Source organism: Caulobacter sp. GW821-FHT12D05 (assembly GCF_058807295.1).
In genome coordinates this window covers 1059639-1069259 of sequence record NZ_JBXAQO010000004.1, presented here as the reverse complement: position 1 = coordinate 1069259, position 9621 = coordinate 1059639, and the positions used below count along the sequence as shown (strand labels likewise).

At 66.5% G+C, this 9621-nt stretch carries 10 protein-coding genes; 2 read left to right on the top strand and 8 right to left on the bottom strand.

The genetic code is table 11. The features are described from left to right. Nucleotides 1-619: 619 nt before the first annotated feature. The 6 genes from AC1RRR_RS23350 to sdhC form a co-directional block, all read right to left on the bottom strand. Nucleotides 620-940, bottom strand: coding sequence for a 2Fe-2S iron-sulfur cluster-binding protein (locus AC1RRR_RS23350; protein WP_454718338.1), 321 nt, complete (start codon nt 938-940; stop codon nt 620-622). A 42-nt stretch (nt 941-982) separates the two neighbouring features. Continuing rightward, nucleotides 983-2221, bottom strand: coding sequence for an NAD(P)/FAD-dependent oxidoreductase (locus tag AC1RRR_RS23345; RefSeq protein ID WP_492816552.1), 1239 nt, complete (start codon nt 2219-2221; stop codon nt 983-985). Nucleotides 2222-2351: 130 nt separating this feature from the next. Continuing rightward, nucleotides 2352-3134, bottom strand: a complete 783-nt coding sequence (locus AC1RRR_RS23340) for a succinate dehydrogenase iron-sulfur subunit (RefSeq protein ID WP_492816550.1) — start codon at nt 3132-3134, stop codon at nt 2352-2354. A 7-nt stretch (nt 3135-3141) separates the two neighbouring features. Continuing rightward, nucleotides 3142-4932, bottom strand: a complete 1791-nt coding sequence (sdhA, locus tag AC1RRR_RS23335; RefSeq protein ID WP_492816548.1) for a succinate dehydrogenase flavoprotein subunit — start codon at nt 4930-4932, stop codon at nt 3142-3144. Next, nucleotides 4932-5387, bottom strand: a complete 456-nt coding sequence (sdhD, locus tag AC1RRR_RS23330) for a succinate dehydrogenase, hydrophobic membrane anchor protein (RefSeq protein WP_454718741.1) — start codon at nt 5385-5387, stop codon at nt 4932-4934. Before sdhD ends, sdhA begins: the two co-directional genes overlap by 1 nt. Then, entirely contained in the window at nt 5354-5761 is a 408-nt protein-coding gene (sdhC, locus tag AC1RRR_RS23325) for a succinate dehydrogenase, cytochrome b556 subunit (RefSeq protein WP_492816546.1), read from the bottom strand. Before sdhC ends, sdhD begins: the two co-directional genes overlap by 34 nt. A gap of 182 nt (nt 5762-5943) precedes the next feature. Here sdhC and AC1RRR_RS23320 point away from each other — a divergent pair, with 182 nt between their 5' ends. Next, nucleotides 5944-7389, top strand: coding sequence for a sensor histidine kinase (locus tag AC1RRR_RS23320; RefSeq protein WP_492816544.1), 1446 nt, complete (start codon nt 5944-5946; stop codon nt 7387-7389). On the opposite strand, the gene AC1RRR_RS23315 is transcribed toward AC1RRR_RS23320, so the two are convergent. After that, entirely contained in the window at nt 7386-7967 is a 582-nt protein-coding gene (locus AC1RRR_RS23315; protein WP_492816542.1) for a GDP-mannose pyrophosphatase, read from the bottom strand. The two genes, AC1RRR_RS23320 and AC1RRR_RS23315, sit on opposite strands and share 4 nt — an antisense overlap. 74 nt (nt 7968-8041) lie before the next feature. On the opposite strand from AC1RRR_RS23315, the gene AC1RRR_RS23310 reads away from it, so the two are divergent. Continuing rightward, a complete protein-coding gene (locus tag AC1RRR_RS23310) occupies nt 8042-8413 on the top strand; it encodes an STY0301 family protein (RefSeq protein WP_492816540.1) in 372 nt (123 codons plus the stop codon). Here AC1RRR_RS23310 and zapE read toward each other — a convergent pair whose 3' ends face one another. Further along, complete coding sequence (gene zapE, locus AC1RRR_RS23305; RefSeq protein WP_492816538.1) at nt 8414-9532, bottom strand: cell division protein ZapE; 1119 nt, start codon at nt 9530-9532, stop codon at nt 8414-8416. It abuts the gene before it with no gap. Nucleotides 9533-9621 lie beyond the last annotated feature (89 nt).

Sequence of the window (9621 nt, the reverse complement as noted above, 5' to 3'; positions counted from 1 at the left end):
CGGAGGTCTTCGGCAGAGCCGGCAGCTTCTAAAGAAGTCACCGAAACCAGTCAAGAACTTTTTTCTAAGAAAAGAAGAACCAGACCGGAGAGAAACACTTGGAAGATCCCGAAGGAACCTCTCGGCATTTCTTGGAGGGCGGTTTCTAGAGAAGCCACCCAAGTCAGTCAAGCAGTTATTTTGAAGAAACTTCAAAGCGATTACTTGTCTAACCTTTGCATCGCGCCGCTGATTTCTTGCGAAGTCTTGGCGGCGATGCATCGGAGCGGCGCTTCTAAAGAGGAGCCATTCCGAAGTCAACCAACTCTTTTCGGCTTTTTCGAAGCCCCGGAAACCCGGGATCGAAGAGACAAAAAGAGGATCCCTGGGCCGCCGTGGCCGCCCTTGCGGATCCGTCATCGAGTCGATTGGAGCGCGGTTTCTAACGAAGCGTCTGGAGCGATGCAACACCCTTTCGGGGGCCGCGTCGTCCGGTCGCGATGTCGTTCCGAGCGAGGCGGTGATCTAGTCCTCCCTCGGACGACTGGCAACCCCCTCGCGACAATATAACGACGCTCTTTTGACGGCGTCCTTAACACCGCCTTCCGGAGCCCGCCCCGGCAGGCTCCGGGCTCTTATACTAGTGCTGGCTTTCCGGCAGGCGCACGACCAGGCCGTCCAGCGCGTCGCTCACCTTGATCTGGCACGACAGGCGGCTGTTGGGCTCGACGTTCTCGGCGAAGTCCAGCATCGACTCCTCCATGGCCGACTTGTCGCCGGTCTTATCCAGCCAGGCGTCGTCGACATACACATGGCAGGTCGCGCAGGCGCAGGCGCCGCCGCAGTCGGCGTCGATGCCCGGCACGTTGTTCTTCACGGCGCCTTCCATGACGGTCAGGCCCGGCTTCACGTCGAGCGCGTGCTCAGTGCCGTCGTGTTCGATGTAGGTGATCTTGGCCATGTGGTTCTCTGTTCCCCAGGACTTATGCTTTCGGGGGCGGGTTTAAGCCGCCACCTCTTTCATGGACACATTGGTGTCGGCGAGCTTTTCAGCGCTCACCGGCGTGCGTTTGGCGATCAGCTGCTTGCCTGCCATGAATTCGGGCGGCGCATTGACCGCCTCGACGGCTTGCAGCAGGTCGCCCTTCAGATGGAAGACCGCGAACTTGGCGGCGGCGACGTCGCCGCGCACCACCTGGCGGTCGGCCTCGAACGGCAGGCCGGCGATCTGCAGCTTCAGATCATACTGGTCGGACCAGAACCACGGCACTTCCGGCGACGGGCCCGCGCGGCCCAGAATCGCCGAAGCGGCCTGCTTGGCCTGCTCCAGGGCGTTGGGCACAGATTCGAGACGGAACTGGCGCTCATATAAAGGGAGCGGACGATGGGTGACGTCGCCGATCGCGAAAATCGCCGGGTCGGCGGTGCGCGCCTCCAGGTCGACGACCACGCCATTGGTGGTTTCCAGGCCCGCATCCTTGGCCAGTTCGTCATTGGGGATCGCGCCGACCCCGACCAGGGCGACATCGCAGGGCAGGACCTTGCCGTCGGTGAACTTCACGCCGGTGACGTGGCCATTCTCGCCCTCAAAGCCCGCGACGCCGGCGTTCAGCTCGAAGTCGACGCCGTGCTTGCCGTGATAGTCCTGGAAGAAGGTCGACAGGGTCTCGCAGGCCACGCGGGCCAGGACACGGCTTTCGCGCTCGACGATGGTGGCGTGGCTACCCAGGGCGCGGGCCGAGGCCGCCGCTTCCAGGCCGACATAACCGCCGCCGATCACCGCCATGCGCTTGCCCTCGCCCAGGGCGTGCTTGAGCAGCTCGGCGTCGGCCGCGGTGCGCAGGGCCAGGACGCCGGCCAGGTCAGAGCCCGGAATCGGCAGCTCACGCGCGCGGGCGCCGGTGGCCAGGATCAGGAAGTCGTAGGCAATGACCTCGCCGGACGCGAGGGTCACGGTCTTCTCCGAACGATTGATCCGCTCGGCCACGCCTTCCAGGCGCAGGAAGACATTATTGTCGGCGTACCACTCGGCCGGCTTCAGCGAGAGCGAGTCGGCGTCGGCCTCGCCCTTCAGCCAGGCTTTCGAGAGCGGCGGGCGCTGATAGGGCAGCAGCGGCTCGTCGCCGATCAGGACGATCCGGCCTTCGTGACCGTACTGCCGCAGGAAAGCGGCGGCTGAACCGCCCGCGTGACCCGCGCCGACGATGACGACGCATGCGTTCTGATTGGCTTCAGCGTTCAAGGACGCCCTCCCATTTCGTCAAAAATGACGCCGGCGTCACCTATTGGCAAGCGCCTTGATCGAGGCGGGATATAGAACGGGGCGGCTCGTTTCCGAAGCCGCCCCGCGTTTGTCTTCTATGGAGAGCTCGTCAGACGACGCGCTCGACCATCATCTTCTTGATCTCGGCGATGGCCTTGGCCGGGTTCAGACCCTTGGGGCAGACCTGGGCGCAGTTCATGATCGTGTGGCAACGATACAGCTTGAAGGGGTCCTCAAGCGCATCCAGGCGGTCGCCGGTCGCTTCGTCACGGCTGTCGATCAGCCAGCGATAGGCGTGCAGCAGGGCCGCCGGGCCCAGATACTTGTCGCCGTTCCACCAGTAGCTGGGGCACGAGGTCGAGCAGCAGGCGCACAGGATGCACTCGTACAGGCCGTCGAGCTTCTCGCGGTCCTTGGGCGACTGCTTCCACTCGGTCTGCGGCTCGGGCGTGTCGGTGTGCAGCCAGGGCTCGATCGAGGCGTACTGGGCGTAGAACAGCGTCAGGTCCGGGATCAGGTCCTTGACCACCGGCAGGTGCGGCAGCGGGCTGATCTGGACGGCCTTGCCCGGGACTTCAGCCCAGCCATGCGTACAGGCCAGGGTGTTCCGGCCGCCGATGTTCATCGAGCACGAGCCGCAGACGCCTTCCCGGCACGACCGGCGGAAGGCCAGGGTCGGGTCGATGGTGTTCTTGATATACAGCAGGGCGTCCAGGACCATCGGGCCGACGGCGTCCATATCGACGTCGTAGGTGTCCCAACGCGGATTGCCGCCCGCTTCCGGATCGTAGCGGTAGATCTTGAAGGTCTTGACCTTCTTGGCGCCCGCGGGAGCCGGCCAATGCTTGCCCGACTTGACCTGCGAGTTCTTGGGGAGTGCGAGTTCGACCATCGTACCCTCAGTAGACCCGTTGCTTCGGCGGGATGTAAGCGATGTCGTCAGACATCGTGTAGCTGTGGACCGGGCGGTAATCGATCTTCACCTTGCCGGACTCCATGTCGAGCCAGGCCAGGGTGTGCTTCATCCACTCGGCGTCGTCGCGGCTGGAGAAGTCCTCGCGGGCGTGGGCGCCGCGGCTTTCGGTGCGGTTGGCCGCGCCGTTCACCGTGACCACCGCCTGGCTGATCAGGTTGTCGAACTCCAGGGTCTCCATCAGGTCGGTGTTCCACACCAGACCACGATCGCTGACCTTGACGTCGGCCTTCTTCTTCCAGACCTCGGCCAGGCGGGCGACGCCGCTGTCCAGGCTTTCGCCGGTGCGGAACACCGCGGCGTCTTCCTGCATGGCCTTCTGCATTTCGAGGCGCAGGTCGGCGGTCGGGGTCGAGCCCGAGGCGTTGCGGAACTTGTCGAAGCGGGCGACGTGGGCGTCGGTCCAGGCGTCCTTCAGTTCCGGCTGCTTGGCGCCCGGCTTGAGGATCTCGGCGCAGCGCAGGGCCGCGGCGCGACCGAAGACCACGAGGTCGATCAGCGAGTTCGAGCCCAGGCGGTTGGCGCCGTGCACCGACACGCAGGCCGCTTCGCCAACGGCCATCAGGCCGGGGATCACCTGGTCGGGATTCTCGCCCGACTTGGTGACGACTTCGCCGTGATAGTTCGTCGGGATGCCGCCCATGTTGTAGTGGACGGTCGGCAGCACCGGGATCGGGGCCTTGGTCACGTCGACGCCAGCGAACACCTTCGCCGTCTCCGAGATGCCCGGCAGGCGCTCGTGCAGGATCTTGGGATCCAGGTGATCCAGGTGCAGGAAGATGTGGTCCTTGTTCGGGCCCACGCCGCGACCTTCGCGGATCTCGATGGTCATCGCGCGGCTGACCATGTCGCGGGGCGCCAGGTCCTTAACCGACGGGGCGTAGCGCTCCATGAAGCGCTCGCCTTCCGAATTGGTCAGGTAGCCGCCTTCGCCGCGGGCGCCTTCGGTGATCAGGCAGCCGGCGCCGTAGATGCCGGTGGGGTGGAACTGCACGAATTCCATGTCCTGCAGCGGCAGGCCGGCGCGCAGCGCCATGGCGTTGCCGTCGCCCGTGCAGGTGTGGGCCGAGGTGGCCGAGAAGTAGGCGCGGCCATAACCGCCCGTGGCCAGGATCACTTGCTGAGCCTGGAAGCGGTGCAGGGTGCCGTCGTCGAGCTTCCACGCGGTCACGCCGCGGCAGACGCCAGCCTCGTCCATGATCAGGTCGAGGGCGAAGTACTCGATGAAGAACTCGGTGTCGTGGGCCAGCGACTGGCCGTACATCGTGTGCAGCATGGCGTGACCGGTACGGTCGGCCGCCGCGCAGGTGCGCTGGATCGGGCCTTCGCCGTAGTTCTTGGTCATGCCGCCGAAGGCGCGCTGATAGATCTTGCCGTCTTCGGTGCGCGAGAAGGGCACGCCCCAGTGCTCGAGCTCATAGACCGCCGCCGGAGCGTTGCGGGTCAGGTACTCGATGGCGTCCTGGTCGCCCAGCCAGTCCGAACCCTTGACGGTGTCGAACATGTGCCAGCGCCAGTCGTCCTGGCCCATATTGCCCAGCGAGGCCGAGATACCGCCTTGCGCCGCCACGGTGTGGCTGCGGGTCGGGAACACCTTGGTGATGCAGGCGGTCTTGAGGCCGGCTTGCGCGCAGCCCAGAGCGGCGCGGAGGCCCGAGCCGCCAGCGCCGATGACGACGACGTCGAACTTGTGGTCGATGAACTTGTAGGCCGACATCAATGGGCTCCGGTCACGCTCAGGGCGACCTTGAGGATCGAGAAGATCCCCACGGCGCCAGCCAGCACGCAGACGAACAGGTTGCCGATCACCAGGGCGGACTTGGTCGTGAAGCGGTAGATATAGTCTTCGATCACCACCTGGACGGCGCTTTGCAGGTGCACCAGGGCCGAGATCAGCAGCAGGCCCAGCAGCACGGCGTTCAGCGGCTGGCCGATCCAGGTCGCGACCGTGTGCTGGTCGGCGCCAATCAGCTTCAGGGCGCTGTAGACGCCCCAGACGGTCAGCGGCGCGAAGGCCAGGCCCGACACGCGCTCGGTGATGAAGTGGCCGACGCCGTGGTGCGACGAGCCCATGCCCCGGGCGCGCGACAGCGGCGTGCGGAACTGGATGGGCTGGAAGAGGTCCTTGTTGCTGCTCATCAGAACGCTCCGTTCGCGCCGGCGATGACCCAGGTGACGATCGTCGCCACGACCGCGAAGGCGATCGCCATGGCGCCGGTCATGTCGGCGATGCGCGGGGCGAAGCCCTTGCCGGTGTCCCAGAAGGTCTGGCGGAGGGTGTAGGCGACGTTGAAGAACACCGCGAAGGTCTCGCCCAGCAAAACCAGCTTGCCGATCGGCGAACCGATCACGGCCAGGTACCCCGCGTAAGCGTCGGGACCGGCGGCCAGGGCCGCGGCCCAGCCGGCCAGGATCACGGCGCCGACCCACAGGCCGACGACGCAGCCGCGGTGCAGGATCGAGCAGGCCATGGTGATATGCCAGCGCCACACCTGCAGGTGCGGCGACATCGGGCGCTCAGGCAGCCCCCGGCTCGTGTCGGTCATGGGAGGTCCAACCTCAGTAGCCTTTGTGCGTTGCGGGATGCTTTTAAGCGCGAGGGCGGGGGTGTCAATTAAACGGGGCCGTGTTGAGAAACGTTCTCAGTCCCGCTCCGCGTAGGTTAAGGAACCCCTAATGCCAAGGTTGCGTTAGGATGTGTCGCTTTAGGGGGAAGCATATCCGGCTCATGAGCAGTCCGATCGATTTCAGAGCGGTGTTCGATCGGATATCGACCCCCTACATGCTGATGGATCAGGACCTGATCATCCGCGAGATGAACCAGGCCTATCTCGACGCCACGGGCCGTCCGCGCGAGGAGATGCAGGGTCGCTACGTGTTCGAGGCCTTCCCGTCCGAAGGCGAGAGCCGGCGGCTGCTGGAAGAGTCCCTGAAGCGCACCCGCGACACAGGCGAGACTGACGTTATCGCCGTCCTGCACTACGCCATCCCGCGCCCCGAGGCGGCCGGCGGCGGGTTCGAGGACCGCTACTGGAGCTGCACCCACACCTGGGCGCCGGGGGCCGACGGCGGCGGCTTCATCCTGCAGAACACCCAGGACATCACCGACCTGCGCCGCCTCAAGGACGAGGCCTTCCGTCCCGAAGCCCCGCCGACCACCGCCATGCTGGGCGACTCCGTCCTGCGCCGCGTGGAGACCCTGCAGTCGCAGAGCGTCCAGATCCGCCGCCTGTTTATGCAGGCGCCCAGCTTCGTGGCGGTGCTGACGGGACCCGACTACGTGTTCGACTTCGCCAACGAGGCGTACCTGCGCCTGATCGGCCGGCGCGACGTCATCGGCAAGACGCTGGAAGAGGCGCTGCCGGAGATCCGCGAGCAAGGCTTCATCCAGCTGCTGGACGACGTGCGTCGCACGGGCGAGCCGTTCATCGGCCGCGACGTGCCGGTCATGCTGGCGCGCAAGCCCGGCGAGGTTCTGGAGGAACGCTTCCTCGACTTCCTCTATCAGCCGATCGTCGAGGACGACGGCTCGATCTCGGGCGTGTTCGTCGAGGGCTCGGACATGACCGACCGGGTCCTGGCCAACCAGCGTCAGCGCCTGCTGATGGACGAGCTGAACCACCGCGTGAAGAACACCCTGGCGACGGTCCAGGCCATCGCCCAGCAGACCCTGCGCGGCGCGGCGGCGCCCGAGACCTTCGCGGCGGCCTTCGAGGCTCGGCTGCTGGCCCTGTCCCAGACCCACAACGCCCTGACCGACAGCCAATGGGCCGGCGCGGGCCTCAAGCAGATCTTGCTCCAGGAGCTGGGCCCCTACGGCGCCGAGCGCATCCGCATCGACGGGCCCGACGTCCACCTGCCGGCGCGGGTGGCCCTGTCGCTGGGCATGGTGTTCCACGAACTGGCCACCAATGCCGCCAAGTACGGGGCGCTGTCGACCGGCGGCGGCCGGCTGCTGCTGGACTGGACGCTGCCGGACGCCGGCGACACCCTGCGGTTCCAATGGCGCGAGACCGGCGGTCCGCCCGCCAGCATCCCCGAGCGCAAGGGCTTCGGCTCCCGCCTGATCGAGCGCAGCATTACCGGCGAGCTGCGCGGCGCGATCGCGGCCGACTACGGCGCGGACGGCCTGGCGGTGCGGTTCGATGTGCCGCTGGCGCGGGACTTCGACTAGCGGAAGACCGTCAGGGCCAGGTGCTGCAGCAGCATGATGGTCTTGGCGTCGCGGATGGCGCCGTCGGCGATCATGGCCAGGGCCTCGTCGATACCCGGCTCCAGCACCTCGATATCCTCGCCCTCGTCGGGATGGCCGCCGCCGTCGCCGATCCGCATGGAGGCGTCGTACTCGGCCACGAAGAAGTGCAGGATCTCGGTCACCGAGCCGGGGCTCATGAAGGCCTCGAACACCTTGCGGACCTCACCCAGGCGATAGCCCAGCTCCTCCTCGACCTCGGCCCGGATGCGCACCTCGGGCGCGGCGTCGTCCAGCAGGCCGGCGGCCGCCTCGATCAGCAGGTCGTCATAGCCGTTGACGAAAGCCGGATAGCGGAACTGCTTCACCAGCAGCACCGTGCGGTTCTCGAGGTTGTAGGGCAGCAGCACCGCCCCGTTGCCACGGTCGTAGTGCTCGCGATGCTGGGTCTGCCAGGTCCCGTCGCGACGCCTCCAGTCGAAGGCCGTCGTCTTCAGGACGTACCAGTTGTCGGAGAGCAGCTTGGTCTCGCGGACGCGGATGCGATCTTTGACGGTCATGTTCGTCGACTAATGGTCGCGCCGGGCGGAAACAAGGCTTACCAAAAGGCGTCGCAAACACCTGGGGAGGAACCATGCGCCGTTATCTGCTGTCGATGATCGCGGTTGGAACGATGATGACCGCCACCGCCGCCCACGCCGTGCAGATGTCCTGTCCGGTCACGCAGAAGGGCAAGCACCTGAGCGCCGTCTCGCTGTTCGACGGCCCGCCCGAGGACAAGGCCGAGCTGCGTCCCGAGGAAGGTCGCGAGAAGAACGGCCTGCTGCGCACCTACTGGATGCTCGAAGACATCCACAAGGCCGGCCGCGTCCCGCATGTGGTCTGCGACTATGACGGCGGCGGCAAGGTCGTCATGAAGCCGGGCAAGACAGTCAAGGCTTGCATCCGCTTCCTGCAGCGCGACCGCAAGGGCGAGTACCGCGTGTTCTCGGTGCGTTGCGAGTAGCTAGTCCCTGACGCGGGCGACATAGTCCGCCGACCGCATCTCTTGCAGGCGCGAGACCGTGCGCTCGAACTCGAAGGCCCCGTCGCCCTCGGGATACAGCGCCTCGGGCTCGGCCTCGGCCAGGGCCACCAGCTTGGCGTCGGCCTCGTAGAGGGCGTCGATCAGGGTGTTGAAGCGCTTGGCCGCGTCGCGCCGGGCCGGCGACAGCAGCGGTACGTCTTCCAGAAAGATGGTGTGGAAGCGCTCGGCCACGGCCAGATAGTCCTGCGGCCCCAGGGCCTGCTGGCACAGGCTGGCGAACGACGAGCGCAGCATCCCGCCGGCGGCGCGCGGCAGGCGCATCTTGCGACCCAGCACCTCCAGCGTCGCGCCGGTCTCGGCCGCGCCGTCCAGCATGTCGGCCCACAGCCGCTCGAACTCGGCCTGGTTGGCCTTGTCATTGGGAGCCAGCCACGTGCGAGCCGCGCGCAGGCGGTCCAGGCGGAAGTCGACCGGGCCCCGGATGGCGACGATGTCCATCGCCTCCTTCAGCATGGCGATGAACGGCGTGAAGAGCTGGCGGTTGAGGCCGTCCTTATAGAGGTCGTCCGGCGGCCGGTTCGAGGTGGCCACCAGGGTGACGCCCCGCGCGAACAGCGCCTCGAACAGCCTTCCCAAGATCATCGCGTCGGCGATGTCGGTGACCTGCAGCTCGTCGAAGCACAGCAGGCGGGCGTTCTGAGCGATCAGTTCGGCGGTCGGGACGATCGGGTCGTCGCCCTTGTGCTGACCAAAGCGCGCCTTGCGGGCCGCGGCGTCGCCCTTGCGCCAGGCGTCGATGTCGGCGTGGACCTCGGCCATGAAGGCGTGAAAGTGAATGCGGCGCTTCTTGGTGACCGGGGCGCTGTCGAAGAACAGGTCCATCAGCATGGACTTGCCGCGCCCGACCGGCCCCCACAGATAGACGCCCCGCTGGCTCTTGGGCTTGCGGCCGAACAGCGAGAAGCCGGGTTCGCCGGCATTGTCCAGGTCGGCCTCCAGCCGCGACAGCGCCTCGACGGCGGCGGCTTGGGCCACATCGGGCTTGATCTCGCCCTGGGCCAGGCGCTCGCGATAGGCGGTGCGGAGAGATGTCGGCATCGGGATGTGCGGTTAGCGCGTGAGGCCGCGCAAGGGAAGCCCGCCCATGCGTCACCCTCATGCTGACAGGCCCGGCGACGCGGCCTAAG

What these genes read in the sequence shown, in the direction of transcription:
- AC1RRR_RS23350 (WP_454718338.1), bottom strand. Translation starts at nt 940, where the DNA reads ATGGCCAAGATCACCTACATCGAACACGACGGCACTGAGCACGCGCTC.
- sdhC (WP_492816546.1), bottom strand. Translation starts at nt 5,761, where the DNA reads ATGACCGACACGAGCCGGGGGCTGCCTGAGCGCCCGATGTCGCCGCAC.
- sdhA (WP_492816548.1), bottom strand. Translation starts at nt 4,932, where the DNA reads ATGTCGGCCTACAAGTTCATCGACCACAAGTTCGACGTCGTCGTCATC.
- zapE (WP_492816538.1), bottom strand. Translation starts at nt 9,532, where the DNA reads ATGCCGACATCTCTCCGCACCGCCTATCGCGAGCGCCTGGCCCAGGGC.
- AC1RRR_RS23315 (WP_492816542.1), bottom strand. Translation starts at nt 7,967, where the DNA reads ATGACCGTCAAAGATCGCATCCGCGTCCGCGAGACCAAGCTGCTCTCC.
- AC1RRR_RS23310 (WP_492816540.1), top strand. Translation starts at nt 8,042, where the DNA reads ATGCGCCGTTATCTGCTGTCGATGATCGCGGTTGGAACGATGATGACC.
- AC1RRR_RS23340 (WP_492816550.1), bottom strand. Translation starts at nt 3,134, where the DNA reads ATGGTCGAACTCGCACTCCCCAAGAACTCGCAGGTCAAGTCGGGCAAG.
- AC1RRR_RS23320 (WP_492816544.1), top strand. Translation starts at nt 5,944, where the DNA reads ATGAGCAGTCCGATCGATTTCAGAGCGGTGTTCGATCGGATATCGACC.